Below are 22,585 nucleotides of genomic sequence, written 5' to 3'. Positions count from 1 at the left end.
CCGGCCGCGCAGCATTGAAGATATGACCGACAGCAATTCGCCGAAGCGCAAGACGCTCGGCATCAAGCCGCCCGAAGACAACGCCGCCCGCAAGCCGGCCGGCAACCGGCCCGTGCGCGTCTCGGACCTGAACCGCAAGCGCGTGCAGGCCGTCGCCGACGGCATCCGGCGCGCGCAAGGCGGTGCGAAGTCCGCCAAGGGTACAAAGTCACCGGGCGATCCTGCCACTGGCCGCGCCCCGCGCCAGGGCCGTCCGGCCGATGGCGAGCGGCAGGCACCTCCGCGCCGTTTCGACGATGAACAGTCGCGCCCGCGTCGGTTTGGCAATGACGATGCACGCCCGCGACGTTTCAGCGATGACAACCGGCCGCCGCGCCGCGAGGGCGGTGAAGCCCCGCGTCGCTTCGGCAACGACGACGCACGCCCGCGCCGCTTCAGCGACGACAATCGCCCACCGCGCCGCGAAGGCGGTGACGCACCGCGTCGCTTCGGCAATGACGACGTACGCCCGCGCCGCTTCAGCGACGACAGCCGTCCGCCGCGCCGCGAAGGCGGTGAAGCCCCGCGTCGCTTTGGCAATGACGACGCGCGCCCGCGCCGGTTCAGCGATGACAACCGGCCGCCGCGCCGCGAGGGCGGTGAAGCGCCCCGTCGCTTTGGCAATGACGACGCGCGCCCGCGCCGCTTCAGCGACGACAACCGTCCGCCGCGCCGCGAAGGCGGTGAAGCCCCGCGTCGCTTTGGCAATGACGACGCGCGCCCGCGCCGGTTCAGCGATGACAACCGGCCGCCGCGCCGCGAGGGCGGTGAAGCGCCCCGCCGCTTTGGCAATGACGACGCGCGCCCGCGCCGCTTCAGCGACGACAACCGTCCGCCGCGCCGCGAAGGCGGTGAAGCCCCGCGTCGCTTTGGCAATGACGATGCACGCCCGCGCCGGTTCAGCGACGACAACCGCCCGCCGCGCCGTGAGGGTGGCGAAGCGCCCCGCCGCTTTGGCAACGACGACGCGCGCCCGCGCCGCTTCAGCGACGACAACCGCCCGCCGCGTCGCGAAGGCGGTGAAGCGCCGCGCCGCTTCGGCAACGACGACACACGCCCGCGCCGTTTCAGCGATGACAACCGTCCGCCGCGCCCGCGCCGCACCGAGGGCGATGCGCCGGCGCGCCGCTTCAGCGACACCGCCGACCGCGCGCGGCCGCCTCGCGCCGACAAGCCGTCCCACGCCGACGCCGACGCGCATGAATCCAGCCACGATGACGGCCTGGTGCGCCTGTCCAAGCGCATGTCCGAACTGGGCCTGTGCTCGCGCCGTGAAGCCGACGAATGGATCCCGCGGGGCTGGGTGCTGGTCGACGGCAAGCCCGTGACCGAACTGGGCTCGCGCGTGCGGCCTGATGCCAGCATCGAGATCCACCAGGCCGCACGCTCCGAGCAAGGCGAACGTGTCACGGTACTCCTGCACAAGCCGATGGGCTTTGTCTCGGGCCAGGCTGAAGACGGCTACGAGCCCGCCGCCGCGCTGTTCACGCAAGAGAACCAGTGGCCGGAAGACCCGACGCGCAAGCGCTTTGCGCCGTGGCAACGCAAGGGCCTGGCGCCGGCCGGCCGCCTCGATATCGACTCGACCGGCCTGCTGGTCCTGACCCAGGATGGCCGCGTGGCCCGCGCCCTGATCGGCGAGGACTCCAACGTCGAGAAGGAATACCTGGTGCGCGTGCAATGGCACTCGCCCGAAGGCGTGGTCGACCGCAAGGTCAGCGAAGTCTTCCCGGAAGACCAGCTCGAACTGCTGCGCCACGGCCTGTCGCTCGACGGCGTGATCCTCAAGCCGGCCAAGGTGAGCTGGCAGAACGAAGAGCAATTGCGCTTCGTTCTGCGTGAAGGCCGCAAGCGCCAGATTCGCCGCATGTGCGAACAGGTGGGGCTGGAGGTGGTGGGCCTCAAGCGCGTGCGCATGGGCCGCATCGTGCTGGGCGACCTGCCGCCGGGGCAATGGCGCTTCCTCGGGCCGTTCGAGAAATTCTGAGGTATGGCATCACTGCCGGCGCGCTCGCATCGCCGGCAGGCACCAATGCAAACGGGGCGCCAGATGGCGCCCCGTTTGCATTGGTATCACATCCCGTCAATCGTCGCTGTTCGGCGGCAAGTTGGGAAACAGCACCTCGGTAAAGCCGAAACGCGTGAAATCGCGGACGCGCATCGGGTACAGGATGCCTTGCAGGTGGTCGCATTCATGCTGCACCACGCGCGCGTGAAAGCCCTCGGCGACGCGTTCGATACGCTCACCCCGCAGGTCATAGCCGCTGTACTTCAGCCGCGTGTGGCGCGGCACCACGCCGCGCAGCCCCGGCACCGACAGGCACCCTTCCCAGCCGTCTTCCATTTCGTCGGACAGCATCTCGAGCACCGGGTTGATCAGCACGGTCTTGGGCACCTGCGGCGCGTCGGGATAGCGCGGATTGCGGTCGAAGCCGAAGATCACCACCTGCAGGTCCACGCCGATCTGCGGCGCCGCCAGGCCCGCGCCATTGGCATGGTCCATGGTGTCGAACATGTCTTCGATCAGCGCGCGCAGTTCCGGCGTATTGAAGCGCTCCACCGGCCGCGCCACCTGCAGCAGGCGCGCGTCGCCCATCTTGAGAATCTCTCGGATCATGCCTGTTCCCCCGGTTGCCCTGCTCCGACCGATTCCAGTAACGCCAGCACGCCGGCCTCATCGAGCACCGGCACGCCGAGAGCTTCGGCCTTGTCCAGCTTGCTGCCGGCTTCCGCGCCGGCCACCACGTAATCGGTCTTCTTCGACACCGAGCCGGCCACCTTGGCCCCGGCGGCTTCCAGCATTTCCTTTGCGGCCTCGCGCGAAAGCGTCGGCAAGGTGCCGGTCAGCACGAAAGTCTTGCCGGCCAGCGGGGCCGGCGCCCTGGCGGCAGGCTCGTTTTCGGCCCAGTGTACGCCCGCCGCGCGCAACTGCTCGATGACCTCCACGTTGTGCGGCTCGCCGAAGAAGTTGACGATCGACTGCGCCACCACGGGCCCCACGTCGTTGACCTCGAGCAGCGCGGCCTCGTCAGCCACCATGAGCGCGTCCAGCTTGCCGAAATGGCGCGCCAGGTCCTTGGCCGTGGCCTCGCCAACATGCCGGATGCCCAGTGCAAAAATAAACCGGTTGAACGTGGTGCTGCGCGACGCTTCAATGGCCGCCACCAGGTTGCCGGCCGACTTGTCGGCCATGCGGTCCAGTGCGGCCAGCTTGGCCACGCCTAGCTTGTAGAGATCCGCGGGCGTATGGACGATGCCCTGGTCCACCACCTGCTCCACCACCTTGTCGCCCAGCCCTTCGATGTCCATGGCGCGGCGTTGCGCGAAATGCAGCAGCGCCTGCTTGCGCTGCGCGGCGCAGATCAGGCCGCCCGTGCAGCGTGCGATGGCCTCGTCCTCCAGGCGCTCGATATGCGATCCGCATACCGGGCAGGTGGTCGGCATGACGAACGCGCGTGCGTCGGCGGGGCGCCGATCCAGCACCACGGCGACCACTTCGGGAATCACGTCGCCGGCGCGGCGCACGATCACGGTATCGCCGATATGCACGTCCTTGCGGCGCACCTCGTCCTCGTTGTGCAGCGTGGCATTGGTCACCGTCACCCCGCCCACGAACACCGGCTGCAGGCGCGCGACCGGCGTAATGGCGCCGGTGCGGCCGACCTGCACTTCGATGTCCTCGACAATCGTGGTCATCTCCTGCGCCGGGAACTTGTGCGCCAGCGCGAAGCGCGGCGCACGCGACACGAAGCCGAGCTGCTCCTGCTCGGCCAGCGCGTTGACCTTGTAGACCACGCCATCGATGTCGTACGGAAGCTGGTCGCGCTTCTCGCCCACCTTGCGGTAAAAATCCAGCAGGCCCTGCGCGCCCTTCACCACCGCGCGCTCCTGGCAGACCGGCAACCCCATGGCGGCAAAGCCGTCCAGCATGGCGCTGTGCGTGGCAGGACGCTCCATGCCCTGCAATTCTCCAAGCCCATAGGCGAAGAAAGACAGCGGACGCCTGGCGGTAATGCGTGGATCAAGCTGGCGCAGGCTTCCGGCTGCGGCGTTACGCGGATTGACGAACGTCTTCTCGCCGGCCTCGGCCTGGCGCGCATTGAGCTTGTCGAAATCGCGCCGGTACATGAAGACTTCGCCGCGCACTTCGAGCACCGGCGGCGCCGCGCCACGCAGCTTCAGCGGAATCGCCTTGATGGTGCGCACATTCACCGTCACGTCTTCGCCGGTCTCGCCGTCGCCGCGCGTTGCCGCCTGTACCAGCCGGCCGTCCTCGTAGCGCAGCGACATCGCCAGGCCGTCGAACTTCAGCTCGCTTGCGTACTCGACGGCTTCCGCGGCGCTGAACAAATCCTGCGCGCCGCCCGCCGCGCTGCGTCCGAGCCCCTGTGCGCAGCGGCGGTCAAAGCCGATCACGTCTTCGTCGGAAAAACCGTTGTTGAGCGACAGCATCGGCACGCGGTGGCGCACCGTATCGAAGGCCGATAGCGGTGCGCCGCCCACGCGCTGCGTCGGCGAGTCCGGCGTCAGCAGTTCGGGGTGCTCGGCCTCAAGCGCCTGCAGTTCGGAAAACAGCGCGTCGTACTCGGCATCCGGGATAGTCGGGGCATCCAGTACGTAATACTGGTAGTTGTGGCGATCCAGTTCCTCGCGCAGCCATTGCACGCGTTCAGCGGCGGCTGCGGGCGACAAGCCGCCAACCGGCGCGGAGGCATCTGCCTGCGCGCCGCGATGGGTTGCGTTCATGACAGGCTCCGGCTAGACGCTGAACAACCGTACCGCGACCGGCGAACCGGCGGGCATGCCGCGTGCCTCCAGCTTCTGGTAGAGGGTCTCGAGCTGGTTGAAGATCGCGACGAACGAAGCTTCGGTCAGCGGCCGCATATTGTCGTCGACCAGTTGCGCGCCCATGCGCTGGGCCAGCGAGTAGCCGTATTCGCAGACCGTCTTGAACGGCTTGCCGCCCTGGTCCGCTTGCGGTACGTCGAGCAGCAGCGTGATCTGGCCACCGCCCTTGACGGTCAGGTCATCGCGCAGGAAGTTCGTGTCGCCGAACTGCAGCGCGAACAGCGTGCGCTGCACGCCTTCGGCATTGGCCAGGTAGCGGATGAAGCGCGTACCATCGCGCGACAGCACCAGGCCGTCCTGTGTCGCCACGCTCTGCACGTAGGCGGCCGACCACGGTGCGCCGTCCGAGATCACGTTGACGCCAAGCTGCACGTCGCAGCTTGCGGCGAACCCGTCGAGTTCGCGCGCGTTGGCGACGGTCTCGCCCATGTCGGGGAGGTCGGCCGAGGCATCCAGCGACTCGGCCAGCGCTTCGACCGCGTTCACGAATTCGGAGAACTCCAGCGCATTGAGCGGGCCGCTGCGGCTGGCCAGTTGCACGGCCACCTGCAGGTCCTCGTACTGGTGGCCGGCGGTCACCGGCTCCCAGGCATTGGCTTCCACGCGCAGGCCCTCGATATGGATCTGCTTGGTCCCGGCGCGGCGTAGCCGGCCAGTCAGCGGCAGGATGCGGTCGCCCGATGCCTTGCGCTCGAGGTGCAGCGGCACGATGCAGTCGATCAGCGGGTCGATCGTGGCCGGCTGCGGCTGGCCGTCGGGCACTACAGGTTCAGCCACCTTGGCCGACGGCACCGCTTTCTCTTCGGCCTTGCTCTGCGCCTCGCTCTCGTCTTCTGCTTCCACTTCGCCTTCGTTCGCGGCAGAGGCGGCCGGCGCGGCCGCCAGTGCCACTTCGTCGGCCACGGCTTCATCGGCGTCCGCCGAACCCGCCGCGGCGGCGGCAGCCACCGCCGCCACCTCATGCGGCGCCGGGCGCGCGGCCGGCGTCAGCGTGGGCTCGCGCCGCTCGACATGCTCCGGCGCAGGCGCCTCTTGCAGCTTGGCCGTCACCTCCGGCGTGGTGGACTCGCCCACCACGGGCTCGCGCATCGGCGGCAGGTCATCCTCGGGGCGCAGTTCGCGCGGGCGGCGCGCCTTGCGGATCTGCCACTGGTTGTAGCCGAACAGCAGCGCCAGGAAAACGAGCCCGGCGACGATCAGCGAGGTCTGCAAATCCATATTGATGTTCATGCTGCCTCCGCCATCGAAACAGCCGCGTCCATATCCACCGCCACGATGCGCGACACGCCCTGCTCCTGCATGGTCACGCCGATCAGCTGGTGCGCCATTTCCATGGCGATCTTGTTGTGCGAAATAAAGACGAATTGCGTCTTGTCGGACATGCGGGCCACCATATTGGCGTAGCGCTCCGTATTGGCGTCATCGAGCGGGGCGTCCACCTCGTCCAGCAGGCAGAACGGGGCGGGATTGAGCTGGAACATGGCAAACACCAGCGCAATCGCGGTCAGCGCCTTTTCGCCGCCCGACAACAAATGAATGGTCGAGTTCTTCTTGCCCGGCGGCTGCGCCATCACCTGCACGCCGGCATCGAGGATTTCCTCGCCGGTCATGATCAGGCGCGCCTGGCCGCCACCGAACAGCGACGGGAACAGTTCGCCGAAATGGTGGTTGACCTGGTCGAAGGTGCCTTGCAGTAGCGCGCGGGTTTCCTGGTCGATCTTGGCGATGGCGTCTTCCAGCGTGGTGATCGCATCGTTCAGGTCGGCCGACTGCGCGTCGAGGAAGGTCTTGCGTTCGCGCGCCGCGGACAGCTCGTCGAGCGCGGCCATGTTCACCGGGCCCAGCGCATTGATCGCGTTGTTGATGCGCGTGACTTCGCCCTGCAGGTAAGACGGCTTCAGGTCGGTCGTCAGCTTGTCGGCCAGCGCCGCTTCATCGACCTGGGCCTCGGCCAGCTGCTCGCTGAACTGCTCCTGGTTCAGGCGCGCGGCCTGCTCCTTGAGCTGCGATTCGGTGATGCGGTCGCGCAGCGGCTGCAGGCTGCGCTCGGCGGCCAGGCGCTGCTCATCGTGCTGGCGCAGCTGCGCCGTCAGCGCATCCAGCTCGATGCGGGCAGCGCCAAGCTTCTCTTCTTTCTCTGCGCGGCGTTCCAGCGCATCCTGCAGGCCGGTATGCGCGGTCTGCTCGTTGATCGTTTCGAGTTCCGCGCGTGCGTTCTCGAGCGATTCGGCGATGCGCTCGGCCTGGTCGCTGGCCACCTGGATATTGCGGTGCAGCTCGTCGATGCGGCTGGCCAGGTTGCGTTCGCCAAAGACCGCCTCCTGCGCCGCGCGCTCGAGGTCGCGCAGCTGGTGGCGCGCCGACGACAGCTTGCTGTCCAGCGCTTCGAACGCCATCTGCTGGTCTTCATGCGTGGCCTGCATCTCGGCCAGCGCGGCATCGTGCTGCTCGAAGCTTGCTTCGGACTCAGCCCGGATGGCGCGCTGCTCGTCGATCTGCGCGCCGATCTCGGCCAGTTCCTCGCGGATCTGGCCACTGCGCGCCGCGTAGCGCTCCATCGCCTGCGACAGCTTGAGGACGTCCATCTGCAGCGCGTGCGCGCGACGCGTGGCCTGCTCGCCGCGCGAGCGCGCCTCGGCCAGTGCCTGGCTCGCCTGCGTATAGGCCGCTTCGGCACGCACGGCCTGGCTCTTGGCCTCGTCCGAGAGCAACACCTGCGCGCGCGCCTGCTTCTGCAAGTTCTCGATTTCCTGCTCGCGGGCCAGCATGCCAGCCTGCTCGGAATCGGCGGCATAAATCTGGATGGCGTTGCGGCCGATCAGGTGACCTTCGGCCACCACGAACGACGCGCCGTCGGGCAGCGTGTTGCGCACGGCCAGCGCCTGCGCCATGTCCGTGGCCGTGTAGATATCGGCCAGCCAGTCCTGCATCACCGCCCGGATCCCGGGTTCCGTGATCTGCACCAGCGACATCAGCGCCCGCAGGCCTGCGGGCGCCTCGATGGGCCGCGCGGCCGGCGGCGGCGAATAGAACGCCAGCTTGGCGGGCGGCGCATCCGACAGGAAGGCCTTGACCCAGTCCAGGTTCGACACCTCGAGCGCGGCGAGCTTTTCGCGCAGGACCGATTCCAGCGCGCTTTCCCAACCAGGCTCGATATGGACCTTTTTCCACAGCCGCGGCAATTCCGCCAGGCCGTGCCTGGCCAGCCATGGCTGCACCTTGCCGTCGGTCTGAACGTTTTCCTGCAACTGCTTCAGCGCGGACAGGCGCGCCTCCAGCGCGGCGATCGCGGCGGCTTCGCTCTGCACGCGCTCCTGCGCGGCACGGCGCTCGCCATCGAGGCGCGGCACGCTGTCCTCGGCATCGGCCAGGATAGCCTGCGCTTCCTCCAGCACGGCTTCCTGCTCGGCCAGTTCGGCACGCGCTTCTTCCAGCCGCGTCTCGTCCGGACGATCGAGTCCCTTTTCCTCGCCCGACAGGCGTTCGCGGCGTTGTTCGAGCTGCTGCAGCATCTGGTCGGCGCTGCGCTGCTGCGCGGCTTCGAGCTTGAGCGCCTGTTCGGCCTGCATGATGCCGGAGCGCTGCTCGTTGAGCAGTTGCTGCGCGTCGCGCCACTGCGCTTCCAGCGTCGGCAGCTCATCGGTCTTCTGGGCCACCGCTTCCTGCGCTTCGACGGTGCGGCCTTCGGCCACGGCGAGGTTTTCCTCGGCCTGCGCGAGTTCGTCGCTGGCCTGCTCCGACTTGCCCTGCCATTGCTCGCGCTGCGTGGTCAGTGCCGCGATCTGGGCCTGCACGCGGTTGCGCGATTCCACCACGTAGCGGATCTCGGCTTCCAGCTTGCTGACTTCGGCATTGGCCTCGTACAGCGCGCCCTGCGCTGCGTGCATGCCGTCGGACGCCGCGTAGTGCGCGACACGCATGGTCTCGAGGTCGGCTTCGACGTGGCGCAGTTGGGCGGTCTGGGCTTCGAGGTCGATCTGGGCCTGCTCGATGGCACGCTGGTGGCGTTCCTGCTCGACCTGCGCCTCGCGCTTGCGCAGCAGCCACAGCAGTTGCTGCTTTTCTTCGCCGTCGGCCTGCAACGTCTTGAAACGCTGCGCGACTTCGGCCTGCCCCTCGAGCTTCTCGAGGTTGGTTCCGAGCTCGCGCAGGATGTCTTCGACGCGCGTCAGGTTCTCGCGCGTGTCGGACAGGCGGTTCTCGGTTTCGCGGCGGCGCTCCTTGTACTTGGATACGCCCGCGGCCTCTTCGAGGAAGATCCGCATGTCATCGGGCTTGGCCTCGATGATGCGCGAGATCATGCCCTGGCCGATGATCGCGTAGGCGCGCGGCCCAAGGCCCGTGCCCAGGAAGATGTCCTGGATATCGCGGCGGCGTACCGGCTGGTTGTTGATGTAATAGGACGAGGTGCCATCGCGTGTCAGCACGCGCTTGACCGCCACTTCGGCGTATTGACTCCACTGGCCGGCGGCGCGGCCTTCGGCATTGTCGAAGACCAGTTCGACGCTGGCCCGGCCGGCCTGCTTGCGTGCCGTGGAACCGTTGAAGATGACGTCCTGCATGGATTCGCCACGCAGTTCGGACGCACGTGACTCACCCAGCACCCAGCGGACTGCATCGATGATGTTGGATTTGCCGCAGCCGTTGGGACCTACGATCCCGACCAGCTGGCCGGGCACCTGGAAATTGGTCGGATCGACGAATGATTTGAAGCCCGCCAGCTTGATCGAAGATAGTCGCACGGTTGTCGTGTGGTATCGGCGCTGATGGCAGCGCGCGCAGCATTAGAGCGTTCAGGAATGAGCGGCGCACGCGGACAGACGGACGCGCGGCGTGCCGCCAGCGTCCCTTCTCGCCCCCCGTGCCCGAGAATTGGCGGTAATCATACCATCGCGCCCCGGCGATCCGGCCGCTCCGGCAGTGGGTTCCACGGCATTTTTGGCGGCCGGTTTCCCTTTGCTCACAGCCATTTGCAGGCGTTTTTGCAAGCACTTCTGGAGGGGCCGGTGCCTCGGGTGTCGGAATAGTTGGGTAATAACCGGGAAACTAACTAGGGTAAATGCCAGTCTCTTTGATATGCCAGCGTGACGCCGGATGCCCTCCGGGTGACAATCAGGGCGGCACCGGCCCTTTGCGGAGGATCCAGCATGACCCAGCCGTCAGCGGCAACCCTGCCGTGGTCTGTCAGCGAGATTGATTACCGGGCCATCCAGTCCGAACGCGTGCGCAACAACCGCGACCTGTTCTACCTGCTGGTATCGGCGTCGTTCATCGAAAGCGGATCGGACACCTACGCCGGCAACCTCGCCACCTACTACGCCGGCGAGCCGGAAGCGGCCAATTGGCTGTCCGACCATTGGGAAGCCGAGGAATTGCAGCACGGTCTGGCGCTGCGCCGCTATGTCGAGCATGTCTGGCCGGAATTCGACTGGGAACGCGGCTACCGGCGCTTTTTCGCGGAGTACAGCCAGACTTGCTCGATCGACCAGTTCGAGCCGACCGAGGCGCTGGAAATGGCGGCCCGCTGCGTCGTAGAGACAGGCACGGCGGCCTACTATCGCGCGCTGGAACAGGCCAGCGACGAACCGGTGCTACGCGCCCTGACGCGCCGCATTGCCGATGACGAGGTGCGCCACTACAAGCACTTCTATCGCTTTTTCAACCACTTTGCCGAGTCCGAAGGTCTGGGCCGCGCCCGGGTGCTGGGCGCCCTGGCGCGCCGGCTGCTGGAAATCAAGAACGAGGATGCGGCCATCGCGCTGCGCAATGTCCTGCGCATGGAGCGCGGACAGGAAGACATCCCGGAACATGAGGTGAAAGCACTCAACTCGCGCGTCAGCGCCGTGGTCAGGCGCCACCTGCCCGTCGAAATGACCGTGAAAATGCTGCTGCGGCCGTTGCATCTGCACAGCAAGCTGGAGCGCGCGGTGCGCAAGCCGCTCGTGGCCGTCGTGAGCCGGGTCATGCTGCACTGACGCGACGCCATGCCCAAGCCGCTCAGGCGGCGGCTTCGGCCCCGCCCGATACGGCTTCCGGCGCGCGCCGGCTGCGATGCACCAGCCCCGACAGCGCCCCGGCGGCCACGATGCAAAGGCCGCCCGCGGCCTCCTTCCAGCTCAGCGTCTCGGTCGCCAGCCACCACGACGACACGGCCGCCACCACGATCTCGAACAGCATCAGCAGCGACACGCGGTTGGCCGGCAGGCGCTGCAGGCCATACTGGACCACCGAGTTGCTGAGCACCAGCACCGCGGCCAGCGCCGCCACCAGGGCCAGCACGGCGCCACCCGCGCCCGGGACGATGGTCACCGAGGGGCCATCTAGCAGCAGCGCGCACGGCACGCCGACCGCGGTACAGCCCAGGTAGACCACCACCGTGCGAAGGCGCGCGTCCATCTCGGGAAAGCGCTGCCCGGCGCGCCGCGACAGCACGTTGTTGACGGCGAAGCCCATGCCGCCGACCAGCCCGGACCATTCGGCGGCACTGCCCGGCAGCGGCACGCCAACCTCGGGCGTCCACAGCATCAGGCCGGCGCCCGACAGCGCCAGCGCAATCAGCGCCAGGCCGCCGGCCGAGAGCCGCTCGCCCAGGAACATGCGCGCGAACAGCGCCGTCCAGACCGGAGTCAGGTAGAACAGCAGCAGCACGCGCATGACGTGCCCGTTCACGCTGCCCCAGACAAAGCCCGCATTGGTCACGCCCGCGGCCACGCCGATCGCCACGAACAGCCACGATGCGCGCATGCCGCGCAGCTGCCTGCGAAAGGCCAGCAGCGACAGGAGCGCGGCCGCACAGCTCACCAGCGCCGCGGCGCTCATGCCACCCAGGCCCCAGCCCGCCAGCACACGATACGGGAACCAGGCAATGCCCCAAACCGAGGCACCGATCAGGATGGAAAGCGAGGACTTGACCGCATGGCGGTCGGCGGCGCCATGTTGCGCCGCAATATTCTTGTTGGTCATTTGGAAATGGCTACGAGGGACCGGCTTGCCGGGGGAAACGCGGTACATCCGGCGCCGGCATCACATGCCGGTGATGCCCGGCATCCGCACACCGCATGCGCGGCGCGGACCGCGCCATCGCACGGGAAAGGGCGCCGTTCCCTTATAATGCTGCGTTTCAACCGGCCCCATCCAGAACGTGAATCCGCGCCTCGACCTGCTCCAGCCCTACCCCTTCGAGAAACTGCGGGTGCTCTTCGCGGAAGTGAAACCGGCCGACAAGCCGGCAATCAGCTTCGGCATTGGCGAGCCCAAGCACCCGACGCCCGAATTCATCAAGCAGGCGTTGGCCGAGTCGCTGGCGGGGCTGGCGAATTATCCCACAACGGCTGGTTCCGATGCACTACGACAGTGCATCGCCAGCTGGCTGGAACGCCGCTATGGGCTACCTAAGGTCAATGCCGCGACCGAGGTACTGCCGGTGACCGGCTCGCGCGAAGCGCTGTTCGCGTTCGCGCAGACCGTGGTCGACGGCACCCGCCCAGGCGCGCTGGTGCTCTGCCCGAACCCGTTCTACCAGATCTACGAAGGCGCGGCGCTGCTGGCCGGCGCCACGCCGGTGTTCGCGAACAGCGACCCGGCGCGCAACTTCGCCCCGGCGTTCGACCGCATTGCCGACGAAGTCTGGCAGAAGGTGCAGCTGCTGTTCGTCTGCTCGCCCGGCAATCCGACCGGCGCGGTGCTGTCGCTCGAAGACTGGAAGCAGCTGTTCGCGCTGTCGGACAAGTACGGCTTCGTGATCGCCTCGGACGAGTGCTACTCGGAGATCTACTTCGACGAGAGCCGCGCACCGCTAGGTGCGCTGGAGGCCGCGCACAAGCTGGGCCGCGGCTTTGAACGGCTGGTGATGTTCTCGAGCCTGTCCAAGCGCTCCAACGTGCCGGGCCTGCGCTCCGGCTTCGTCGCCGGCGACGCCGCCCTGCTGAAGAAATTCCTGCTATACCGTACCTACCACGGCGGTGCGATGAACCCGGCCGTGCAGACGGCCAGCATTGCCGCCTGGAACGACGAAGCCCACGTGCGCGAGAACCGCGCCGCCTATGTGCGCAAGTTCAGCGAGGTCACGCCGATGCTGGCCGAGGTGCTGGACGTCGCGCTGCCCGACGCCGGCTTCTACCTGTGGGCCGATGTCTCGCGCACCGGCCTGACCGATGTCGAGTTCGCCGCGCAGCTGCTGTCGGCACAGAACGTCACGGTGCTGCCGGGCAGCTATCTCGCGCGCGAAGCGGGCGGCATCAACCCCGGCGCCAACCGCGTGCGCATGGCGCTGGTGGCCACGCCCGAGGAATGCCTGGAAGGCGCGCGGCGGATCGTGGAATTCTGCAAATCGCTGGGCTGAGGGGCAGTTTGTGTCCAATTGTGTTCCCCTCTCCCCTCACGGGGAGAGGGGAGCAGACAAAAGGTCGAGGCCCTGGCCCGACGATCGAACATCAACATTCAACACCTGAGAAGACGAACATGACGCAAGCTCTGCAAGCCCTGATCGACCAGGCCTGGGAAGACCGCACCAGCCTGTCGCCGAAGTCCGCCCCCGCCGATATCCGCGAGGCCGTCGCCAATGTCATCGGCCAGCTCGACGCCGGCACGCTGCGCGTGGCCGAGAAGCAAGGCAAGGACTGGATCGTCAACCAGTGGGTCAAGAAGGCCGTGCTGCTGTCGTTCCGCCTGGAAGACAACGCGCCGATGAGCGCCGGCGGCTTTGCCCAGTTCTACGACAAGGTCCCGACCAAGTTCGCCAACTGGAGCGGCGACGACTTCGCCAAGGCCGGCTTCCGCGTGGTGCCGCCCGCCGTGGCGCGCCGCGGCTCGTTCATCGCGAAGAATGCCGTGCTGATGCCGTCGTACGTGAACATCGGCGCCTATGTCGATGAAGGCACCATGGTCGACACCTGGGCCACCGTCGGTTCGTGCGCGCAGATCGGCAAGAACGTCCACCTGTCGGGCGGCGTGGGCATTGGCGGCGTGCTGGAGCCGCTGCAGGCCAATCCGGTCATCATCGAAGACAACTGCTTTATCGGCGCCCGCTCGGAAGTCGTGGAAGGCGTGATCGTCGAAGAGAACTCGGTCATCTCGATGGGCGTGTACCTGGGCCAGTCGACCAAGATCTATGACCGCGAAACCGGCGAGATCCACTATGGCCGCGTGCCGGCCGGCTCGGTCGTGGTGGCGGGCAACCTGCCGTCCAAGGATGGCAAGTACAGCCTGTACTGCGCCGTGATCGTCAAGAAGGTGGACGCGCAGACCCGCGCCAAGACCAGCCTGAACGACCTGCTGCGCGGCGACTGATCACCCGCGGCTGGCCCGGCCAGAAGCTGCGCGATGCGCGCGGCGGCTGGCCGGGCCTTCTCACTGCATCACCCCGCCACACCGCCCGCGACGTGCCCTCCCTCCGCAAGCGACTCATGGCCCTGGATCCTGCTACCGTCAGCACCGTGCTCTCCCTCCTGCCCACGATCCTCGAACAGGCCAACAAGACCATCGACAAGATCAAGAAGGGCCGGCGCAAGGATGACGGCACCGATGGCACCGCGCCGGAAACGCGCGACCCGGCCGCACGCATTGCGGAACTGGAAGCCGCCGCCGTGCAGCAAGCCGAGGCAGTCAAGCTGCTCGCGGAGCAGCACGCCATCACCATCGACGCCCTGCGCAAGGAAGCCGCGCGGCTGGACCGCCGACTGCGCCTGATGACGACCGTTGCGATGGCTGGCGTGGCGCTTGGCCTTGGCGGCCTGGTGATCGCCCTGAACCTGCTTTTCCGCTGAACCGCTGAACCTCGGCACAAGACCCGACACGCCATGACCGTCCTGCTCTACGGCATCCCGAATTGCGACACCGTCAAGAAGGCCCGCACCTGGCTGGATGCCAACGGCGTTGCCTACACCTTCCACGATTTCAAGAAGCAAGGCGTCGATGAAGCCATGCTGCGCGGCTGGCTCAAGCACGTGCCGCTGTCGACCCTGCTCAATCGCAAGGGCACGACCTGGCGCGCGCTGTCGGACGCCGACAAGGCGCGCGCCGAGCAGGAAGCCGGCGCCATTGCGCTGATGCAGCAAAGCCCGTCGCTGATCAAGCGCCCGGTGCTCGCGCACAACGGCAAGGTCAGCGTGGGGTTTTCCGCCGACCAGTACGCCAGCCAGTTCTGAATCTCCCTGCCCTGCCATGACCGCCACTCTTGCCCTCACCGAAGACCTGATCCGCCGCCGCTCCGTCACGCCCGCGGACGAAGGCTGCCAGGCCGTGCTGGAAACCCGCCTGAAGGCGCTAGGCTTCGCCTGCGAAGCGCTCGTCAGCGGCCCCGATGATTTCCGCGTGACCAACCTGTGGGCCGTGAAGCGCGGCACGCAAGGCAAGGACGGCAAGCTGCTGGCCTTTGCCGGCCATACCGACGTGGTGCCGACCGGCCCGCTCGAGCAGTGGAACTCCGACCCGTTCGAGCCGACCCACCGTGACGGCCGCCTGTTCGGCCGCGGCGCCGCCGACATGAAGACGTCGATCGCCGGCTTTGTCGTGGCGGTCGAGGAATTCGTCAAGGCGCATCCGGACCATGCCGGCACCATCGCGTTCCTGATCACCAGCGACGAAGAAGGCCCCGCGCATGACGGCACCATCAAGGTGGTCGAGGCGCTGAAGGCGCGCGGCGAACGGCTGGACTACTGCGTGATCGGCGAACCGACGTCGGTCGACACGCTCGGCGACATGGTCAAGAACGGCCGCCGCGGCTCGCTGTCGGGCAAGCTTGTGGTCAAGGGCGTGCAGTGCCATATCGCTTACCCGCACCTGGGCCGCAACCCGATCCACGAAGCCGCCCCCGCGCTGGCCGAACTGGCCGCGCAAGTGTGGGACCAGGGCAATGAATACTTCCCGCCGACGAGCTGGCAGATGTCGAATATCCACGGCGGCACCGGCGCGACCAACGTGATCCCGGGCCACGTCACGATCGACTTCAACTTCCGCTTCTCGACCGCGAGCACGCCGGAAGGCCTGAAGTCGCGCGTGCATGCGATCCTGGACCAGCACAAGCTCGAATACTCGCTCGACTGGACGCTCGGCGGCGAGCCCTTCCTGACGCCGCGCGGCGAGCTGTCCGACGCGCTCTCGGCCGCGATCGAGGCCGAGACCGGCGTCAAGACCGAACTGTCGACCACGGGCGGCACCTCCGACGGCCGCTTCATTGCCAAGATCTGCCCGCAGGTGATCGAGTTCGGCCCGCCCAACGCGACCATCCACAAGATCGACGAGAACGTCGAAGTCCGCTTCATCGAACCGCTCAAGAACGTCTACCGTGGCGTGCTGGAACGGCTCATTGCCTGATCGCCTGCCGATCGCACCCTTATCGACACAGGATCACACGACCATGGCAACTCCCTCCCCGCTGCGCACCGTGCGCGACCTGCTGCGCCTGGCGGTGTCGCGCTTCACGGCCGCGCGTCTTTCGTTCGGCCACGGCAGCGCCAACGCCTATGACGAAGCCGCCTACCTGGTGCTGCACACGCTGAACCTGCCGCTCGACACGCTCGACCCGTTCCTCGACGCGCGCCTGCTGCCCGAGGAAATCGACGCGGTCATGCAAGTCATCGACCGCCGCGTCACCGAACGCGTGCCGGCCGCCTACATCACGCATGAAGCCTTTATGCACGGCCTGCGCTTCTACGTCGATTCGCGCGTGATCGTGCCGCGCAGCTTTATCGGCGAACTGCTGCAGGACGGACTGGAGCCGTGGATCGGCGACACCGCCAAGATCGGCCCCGTGCTGGAACTGTGCGCGGGTTCGGGCTGCCTGCCGATCATTGCCGCCCACGTCTGGCCCAACGCGCAGATCGATACCGTCGACATCTCGCCCGATGCGCTCGCCGTGGCGCGCCGCAACGTGGCCGACTACAAGATGCAGGACCGCATCCACCTGTTCGAGGGCGACCTGTACGCACCGCTGCCGCCGGGCGCCACGTACGACGTGATCCTGACCAACCCGCCGTACGTCAACGAAGCCTCGATGCAGGCGCTGCCGCCCGAATACCAGGCCGAGCCGCGCATCGCGCTGGCTGGCGGCGACGACGGCATGGACATCGTGCGCCGCATCATTGCCGGGGCCAAGGCTCGCCTGAACCCGGGCGGCGTGCTGGTGGTGGAAATCGGCAACGAGCACGCCAATGTCGAAGCGGCGTTCCCGGACCTGGAGATCGTCTGGCTGCCCGTCAGCGCGGGCGACGAACAGGTCTTCCTGCTGACCTACGACGCTCTGCCGGGGTAATTCCTCGTTCTACATGATCGCAACCCTGTGCCGCGGGAGAAGGAGTTGTCCGCCGGCACAGGCTACGCCCACGCAATCTGGGCGAACACCGGCCATGTATTGATTCCTCAACACGCGCAGGCTCTACACTCGCGGCAGAGATAGCGCCACTGACGCCGTGACCCCTAGCCCCACCCCACTTCCCGGATCCCCCGCCCTGCCCGCCCGTGCCGCAACGACGCACGCTTTGCGCGGCATCGCCATCCTGACCTTCGCCTTCGCGCTCAGCCAGTTCTTCCGTTCCTGCCTGGCGGTCATGGCGCCGGAACTGCAGCACGATTTCGGTCTGTCCCCGGCCGGATACGGGGCCCTGTCCTCTTCGTTCTTCCTGGCCTTTGCCGTGGCCCAGATCCCGGTTGGCATCGCCTTCGACCGCTATGGCGTAGGCCGGCCCACGGCCGGAATGCTGGCGATCGGCGCGGGATCGTCGATCCTCTTCGTCCTGGCGCCCAACGGTGCAGTGGCCACGCTGGCGCAAGTGGGGCTGGGGCTGGCGTGCGCGCCGGTATTCATGGGCCTGCTGCATTTCGCCTCGGAGCAGCTGTCCGAGCGCGACTACACGCAAGTGGTCAGCAAGTCGAACGCCATGGGGATGATCGGCGCCTTGTGCGCGACCGCGCCGCTGGGCTGGGCGACCGAACTGGTGGGCTGGCGCCCGTCGATGGCGGTATCGGCACTGGGCATGGTCGTCGCCGCGTGGGGCGTCTGGCGCTTCGTGCGCGACACCGGCCACGCGGAGGCGCGCAGCGCCTCGTGGCCATCCATGCTCACGCAAAGCGCCCGGCTGCTGGGGCTGGTGCCGCTGTGGACGCTGATCCCGCTGTGCGTGGCCATGTCCGCGGGCACGGCCTTCCGCAATGCATGGAGCGGGCCTTACCTGGCCGATGTCTACGGGCTCAGTTCGGGGTCCCGCGGCGTGGCGCTCACGCTGCTGAGCGTGGCCGGATTCCTCACCGCTTTCCTGCTGCCCGTCCTGGTACGGCGCAGCACGCTCAAGACCGCCATCCTCGCGTGGTCCGTCCTGTCGATGTCCGGTGGCGTGCTGCTGACGCTGTGGCCCGCGTCCGGCGTCGCGAGCGGCGTGGCGATGATGGCCCTGCTCTCGACCATCGGCATGCTGCATCCGCTCGTGATGGCGCAGGGCCGCAGCCTGATCCCGCCGTCCAAACGCGGGCGCGGGCTGGGGTTGCTCAATACCTTCGTGTTCCTCGGCTCGGCGCTGACGTCGTGGGGCTATGGTCTGATCGCCAATATGGGGCATCTGCAGCGTTGGGGCGAGCCGGCGACGTATGCGGCGATCTTCCTGTCGGCGGCCGTGCTGGTGGCTGCAGCGCTGGTGCCCTATTTCTTCAGTCCGGCGCAGGGCAATCATTAGTTTCAGGGCTGAATAAGCCCGAACGCAGCCATTCCGCCTGCAGGCATGCGGGCTCCTGTACACGAATCTTCATCCTTTCACGTTAAGCCTCCGGAAGCGGATCAGCCGGCGTCCTGCGCGGACCATGAGCTCCCGCTTGGTCAGACAAAAACAACCCGGAAAACGTGAGAAAGAGCCTCCTCGCATGCGCCGCGACGTCTGCCGTCGTCGCGGTTTGCGCCAGCATTGACAGCGCTGGCGCCACGCCTCAAACCATCGTCGCAAACCTGTCGCGCAAACCGACCGTCAGCAAGGAACTGACTTCGCCTGCTCCGGCCGGAATCGCGCATAGATCCACGTACTTCCGAACCGACCCGCGCTTCGAATTCTTCAACGCGCTCAACGCCCTGCGGGTCGCAATGGGGGTCGGGGCGTTGCGCCAGGACCCCGCCCTGGACGCTGCGGCCGAAAACCACCTCGAGTATATGAAGCTCAATGCGGTGATGAGCCATACGGAGATCCCCGGGAATCCCGGCTTCACCAGCCCCGATCCGTACCGCCAAGTGCTTGCCGTGGGCGGCGCGCACCAGCAATGGGTCGGACAGAATGCCTACAACGGCGATATCGGCCGCTGTCTGGCCGCGCTGGCGAACTCGGTTTATCACTTGCAGGGAATCACCAGCAATCAGGAGACCATCGGCCTCGCCATGCGTGACAACTACTGCGTGGCGAACTTTGGCGTGGTGACCGCGGCGGGTACGGGTGGCTATGGCCTCGCCCAATGGGGCGGCCAGCAATTGCCTGCTGGCGCTGCCGCGCACTACCCCGCCAACAATGCCAGCGTGCACGGCCTGTTCATTCCCGCGGACGAGACCCCGAATCCGGCGCCCGACCTGGCCGCCGCGGGCACCCCGATCATGTTCCGGGTCAACGTGGAAAAACCGGCTGACGTGCTGACGGTTTCAAGCTTCACGCTAACGGGCCCGCGCGGCGATGCCGTGCCCGCTCGCATCCTGGTGCCTGCCGAATCGAAGGCTGGCTCGGTGGCTTCGGCCATCGCGGACGCGAGCCTGTATCGAGGCGTGGTGTTCCTGCTGCCGACGCAGCCCATCGCTGCCGGCACTTATACCGCGAGCTTTGCCGGTGCGCGAAATGGCGTGGCGATCAACAAATCGTGGCGCTTTACGGCGTATTGAGGCGGCTGCGCCGGCGGTTCAGCCGCGAAACTGCTGGTCGATTTTCTTCAGGGCCGAGCAAGCGGCAGATGAAGTCGACCATCCAGGCAGGCGTTTCAATCGTGATTCAGCCTTGGGCGGTTGCTATCGCCCGTTTTCACGATAGGCGCACGTGCCGCGTTGCACTACGCTCGAAGCAAAGAATCACACCAGTGAAACCGGGGGAATCATGGGTGAACGAATGTCGCGCGCGACGGATCGGCGATCGGGGGCAGACGATCCGCTGCTGGGCTGCTTGCTGTTGGTGAACCGTGCCTTGCAACGGCCGGTGTCGTCCACAGCCCTGTCGGAAACGGGCGCTGTGGACGGCATGCACCTGACGTTACCGCTGCTGGACGTCGCAGCGGCGCATCTCGGCTTGTCGACCCGGCCGGTGGATTGCAATCTCGATGAGATCTCCGACACCACGCTGCCCGCCATCCTCTTGCTCGACGGAAACAGGCCATGCGTGCTGCTTCGGCGCTGCGATAACGGACGGCTGATCGTTGCCCTGCCAGGTTGGGGCGGCGGCGTGCAGGAGGTCGATCACGATGAACTGCTGGCCCAGTACAGCGGACACGCAGTGTTGGCACAGCCCGCTTCAAGACTCGATTCGGCGGCCGATAGTGAAATCCCGCAGCCTTGCCCGTCTGGCGCGGCGCCGCAGCCAGCATGGCTTCGCCACGGCGGACGACTGCTTGCTTCGACCGTTACGAGGCTATGTCGCGCGGGCAGTCGGCTGAAGATGTGGTCCCCACTGCTTGCGAGCATGGCATCCCGCAAGCAGGTTTAGGATCGCTCAGGCCACGCAGCCGTCCACCGGTGCATGGACCGATGACCGAATCACGTTGACGGCGGCGTCTCTGCACGCAGCTCTCCCTCGTCAGGCCGCCCGCAGCGCGAGCGCGTAGTACGACACGCCGTCCTCGCTGCGCTCCAGTATTGCGCGAACCGTCACCGCCAGCGCGCTTCCGTCCCCCCGTTGCAGTTCGGCGCCGAACTCCGCCCGCGGCCGGGCGCGCGTCGTCCTGCGCAGGCGCGCCGCGGCATCGGGGAGACGTCCGGCGAACCCATCGCCCAACAGATCACCTGCATCGCAGCCGGCCATCTCCACCAGCGCCGCGTTGACCGACTCGCAGCGCAAGTCCGCGTCCAGCAATGCCATGCCTTCCGATGTCAATTCGAACACCGCCCGGAACCGCGCCTGCTGGTCGCGCAGAGACTGCTCGGCGAGCTTGCGCGCGGTGTTGTCCATGCTGATGCCGACGATCTTGACGATGCGCCCGTCCAGTTCCCGCACCGGCGTGGCGCGGGATGAAATCCAGCGGATGCTGCCGTCGGGCTGGTACAGGCGGAAGTCGAACTCGTGCGCCTTGCCCGTGCGCACCGATTCCTCGTAGGCGGCGTTCATCATGGCCACGTCGTCGGCATGCACATGCTTCCAGAAGCTTTCGTTGCTGACGATGCGCCAGCCGTACACGGCTTCGACGTTGGACGAGTAGGTCACGTCGTCCGTGATCAGGTTCCATTCCCACGTGACGATGCGCGCGCCCTCCTGCGCCAGTTTCATGCGCGCCTCGCTCTCCATGATTTCGGCCGTGTAGCGGCGGCGCACGTCGGTCATGGGAATCTCCATCGCGCTTGAGGTTTCCGCCTCTTGCCGCGCCTGCTCGCCGTAACGCAGCCAGATCCAGTTGACGCCAAGGAACCCCGCCAGCTTGCGGAGCTTCTCGTAGTCGATCTCACCGCCCTTCGTCCATTTGTGGACGGCCGGGCGCGACACGTCGAGCGCGTTCGCCACCGCTTGCAGCGTGAGTTTCTTGTGTTCGAGCAGTTCCTTGAGGCGGAATGCAAAGCTGTTTTCTGTCATGTCCTCGATTCCCCGGTGGCATCCCCGAGATGCCGCATGAAAAACTCGACGCAGGCGCGCAGCCGTGCGGAGCCGGAAAGCCGCGAAGGATACACCGCCCAGATATCCGCGTCCTGGCGGTAGTCGGGCAGCACCTGCACCAGGCGGCCGGCCTGGAGGTCAGGCTCGACGTCCCACATGGAGCGCAGCATGACGCCATGCCCGGCCAGCGCCCAGCTCGTGACAATCTCTCCGTGGTTGGACGACAGGCGCCCGCCGACCTTGACGTTGCGGTCGCCTTCCGGCCCGGTCATGCGCCAGATGCCAAAGGGATGGTCGCGCTCCTTGGTGACGAGGCAGTCGTGCTCCGTCAGCGCGTCGAGCGTCTGCGGCACGCCACGCGCCGCGAGATAGGACGGGGCCGCGCACAGCACCCGCCAGTTGCGCGCCAGCCGGCGCGCGATCAGGTGCGGGGCGATATCGTTACCGATGCGGATGTCAAGGTCGATCCCCTCGGCCACGAGGTCGACCAGCTTGTCGAACACGTCGAAGCGGATTTCCAGGCCGGGGTACTGCTCGCACAGCGTGGCGATCAGCGGTGCGACATGCCGCCTGCCGAAGCCCACACTGCTGCCGATCCGCACCAGCCCGCGCGGCGCGCCGCCGGCAGCAGAGACGTCGTCCATCAACTGGCCGATCTCGTCGAGCATGTGGCGCGCCCAGCGGCACACGCGGTCGCCGTTTTCCGTCAGCGACACCTGGCGCGTGCTCCGGTGCAGCAGCTGCGCGCCCATCGCCTGCTCCAGCGCCTTGACGCGCTTGCTGACATAGGCCGGCGAGCTGCCCAGTTCCTCCGCAGCGGCGACGAAGCTGGCGCGCTGGGCAACCAGGCAGAACACCCGCAGGTCTTCCAGTGGGGGCAGATTGTTCACGGTTCGTGTTTCCTGTATCCACGGTTGCGCGGATGATCCGCGCGGAGTTTCCCGGCATCC

Annotated in this window: 18 protein-coding genes; 11 read left to right on the top strand and 7 right to left on the bottom strand. The window is 67.1% G+C overall.

Going from position 1 to position 22,585, the window contains the following annotated elements; translation table 11 throughout:
- Positions 1-22 precede the first annotated feature (22 nt).
- A complete protein-coding gene (locus AC3FKH_RS29960) occupies positions 23-2,026 on the top strand; it encodes a pseudouridine synthase (RefSeq protein WP_488679322.1) in 2,004 nt (667 codons plus the stop codon).
- 96 nt (positions 2,027-2,122) lie between these two features.
- On the opposite strand, the gene def is transcribed toward AC3FKH_RS29960, so the two are convergent.
- The 4 genes from def to smc are packed head-to-tail and all read right to left on the bottom strand — an operon-like array spanning position 2,123 to position 9,629.
- A complete protein-coding gene (gene def / locus AC3FKH_RS29955) occupies positions 2,123-2,656 on the bottom strand; it encodes a peptide deformylase (RefSeq protein WP_488679321.1) in 534 nt (177 codons plus the stop codon).
- On the bottom strand, positions 2,653-4,785 hold the full coding sequence (gene ligA, locus AC3FKH_RS29950; RefSeq protein WP_488679320.1) for an NAD-dependent DNA ligase LigA: 2,133 nt from the start codon (positions 4,783-4,785) through the stop codon (positions 2,653-2,655). Before ligA ends, def begins: the two co-directional genes overlap by 4 nt.
- Before the next feature lie 12 nt (positions 4,786-4,797).
- Positions 4,798-6,117, bottom strand: a complete 1,320-nt coding sequence (locus tag AC3FKH_RS29945) for a cell division protein ZipA C-terminal FtsZ-binding domain-containing protein (protein ID WP_488679319.1) — start codon at positions 6,115-6,117, stop codon at positions 4,798-4,800.
- Positions 6,114-9,629 carry a chromosome segregation protein SMC gene (gene smc, locus AC3FKH_RS29940; protein ID WP_488679318.1) on the bottom strand — a complete coding sequence of 1,172 codons (3,516 nt, stop codon included), beginning with the start codon at positions 9,627-9,629 and terminating at the stop codon, positions 6,114-6,116. Before smc ends, AC3FKH_RS29945 begins: the two co-directional genes overlap by 4 nt.
- Positions 9,630-10,034: 405 nt before the next feature.
- Between smc and AC3FKH_RS29935 the strand changes: the two genes are divergently transcribed.
- Positions 10,035-10,862: a ferritin-like domain-containing protein gene (locus tag AC3FKH_RS29935; RefSeq protein WP_488679316.1), complete on the top strand. Its 828-nt coding sequence runs from the start codon at positions 10,035-10,037 to the stop codon at positions 10,860-10,862.
- Positions 10,863-10,884: 22 nt separating this feature from the next.
- Here the strand turns inward: AC3FKH_RS29935 and AC3FKH_RS29930 are convergent, their stop codons facing one another.
- Complete coding sequence (locus AC3FKH_RS29930; protein WP_488679315.1) at positions 10,885-11,850, bottom strand: DMT family transporter; 966 nt, start codon at positions 11,848-11,850, stop codon at positions 10,885-10,887.
- Between the two features lie 178 nt (positions 11,851-12,028).
- Here AC3FKH_RS29930 and dapC point away from each other — a divergent pair, with 178 nt between their 5' ends.
- The 9 genes from dapC to AC3FKH_RS29885 all read left to right on the top strand — a co-directional run bounded on the left by dapC (position 12,029) and on the right by AC3FKH_RS29885 (position 20,537).
- Positions 12,029-13,228, top strand: coding sequence for a succinyldiaminopimelate transaminase (gene dapC, locus AC3FKH_RS29925; protein WP_488679314.1), 1,200 nt, complete (start codon positions 12,029-12,031; stop codon positions 13,226-13,228).
- A gap of 119 nt (positions 13,229-13,347) precedes the next feature.
- Positions 13,348-14,175 (top strand): 2,3,4,5-tetrahydropyridine-2,6-dicarboxylate N-succinyltransferase, encoded by an 828-nt coding sequence (dapD, locus tag AC3FKH_RS29920; protein ID WP_011298055.1) that lies wholly within the window; start codon positions 13,348-13,350, stop codon positions 14,173-14,175.
- A 116-nt stretch (positions 14,176-14,291) separates the two neighbouring features.
- The gene (locus tag AC3FKH_RS29915) at positions 14,292-14,651 is read left to right on the top strand and encodes a hypothetical protein (protein ID WP_488679313.1); all 360 of its coding nucleotides are present in this window, start codon (positions 14,292-14,294) and stop codon (positions 14,649-14,651) included.
- A 33-nt stretch (positions 14,652-14,684) separates the two neighbouring features.
- On the top strand, positions 14,685-15,032 hold the full coding sequence (locus AC3FKH_RS29910; RefSeq protein ID WP_140949518.1) for an ArsC family reductase: 348 nt from the start codon (positions 14,685-14,687) through the stop codon (positions 15,030-15,032).
- A 16-nt stretch (positions 15,033-15,048) separates the two neighbouring features.
- The gene (dapE, locus tag AC3FKH_RS29905) at positions 15,049-16,200 is read left to right on the top strand and encodes a succinyl-diaminopimelate desuccinylase (protein WP_483729543.1); all 1,152 of its coding nucleotides are present in this window, start codon (positions 15,049-15,051) and stop codon (positions 16,198-16,200) included.
- Positions 16,201-16,243: 43 nt separating this feature from the next.
- Complete coding sequence (gene prmB / locus AC3FKH_RS29900; RefSeq protein WP_488679312.1) at positions 16,244-17,137, top strand: 50S ribosomal protein L3 N(5)-glutamine methyltransferase; 894 nt, start codon at positions 16,244-16,246, stop codon at positions 17,135-17,137.
- Between the two features lie 157 nt (positions 17,138-17,294).
- The gene (locus tag AC3FKH_RS29895; protein WP_488679311.1) at positions 17,295-18,551 is read left to right on the top strand and encodes an MFS transporter; all 1,257 of its coding nucleotides are present in this window, start codon (positions 17,295-17,297) and stop codon (positions 18,549-18,551) included.
- A gap of 164 nt (positions 18,552-18,715) precedes the next feature.
- A complete protein-coding gene (locus AC3FKH_RS29890) occupies positions 18,716-19,726 on the top strand; it encodes a CAP domain-containing protein (RefSeq protein ID WP_488679310.1) in 1,011 nt (336 codons plus the stop codon).
- A gap of 208 nt (positions 19,727-19,934) precedes the next feature.
- Positions 19,935-20,537, top strand: a complete 603-nt coding sequence (locus AC3FKH_RS29885) for a cysteine peptidase family C39 domain-containing protein (RefSeq protein WP_488679309.1) — start codon at positions 19,935-19,937, stop codon at positions 20,535-20,537.
- A gap of 90 nt (positions 20,538-20,627) precedes the next feature.
- Here the strand turns inward: AC3FKH_RS29885 and AC3FKH_RS29880 are convergent, their stop codons facing one another.
- Positions 20,628-21,614 carry a PAS domain-containing protein gene (locus tag AC3FKH_RS29880; protein WP_488679308.1) on the bottom strand — a complete coding sequence of 329 codons (987 nt, stop codon included), beginning with the start codon at positions 21,612-21,614 and terminating at the stop codon, positions 20,628-20,630.
- Entirely contained in the window at positions 21,611-22,525 is a 915-nt protein-coding gene (locus AC3FKH_RS29875; protein ID WP_488679307.1) for a LysR substrate-binding domain-containing protein, read from the bottom strand. The genes AC3FKH_RS29880 and AC3FKH_RS29875 overlap by 4 nt, the downstream gene beginning before the upstream one ends.
- Between the last annotated feature and the right edge of the window lie 60 nt (positions 22,526-22,585).

This window comes from Cupriavidus sp. 21MJTG02-4, from assembly GCF_057798975.1.
The sequence above is the reverse complement of the archived record's forward strand: the minus strand, read 5'-3'. Positions and strand labels throughout refer to the sequence as shown.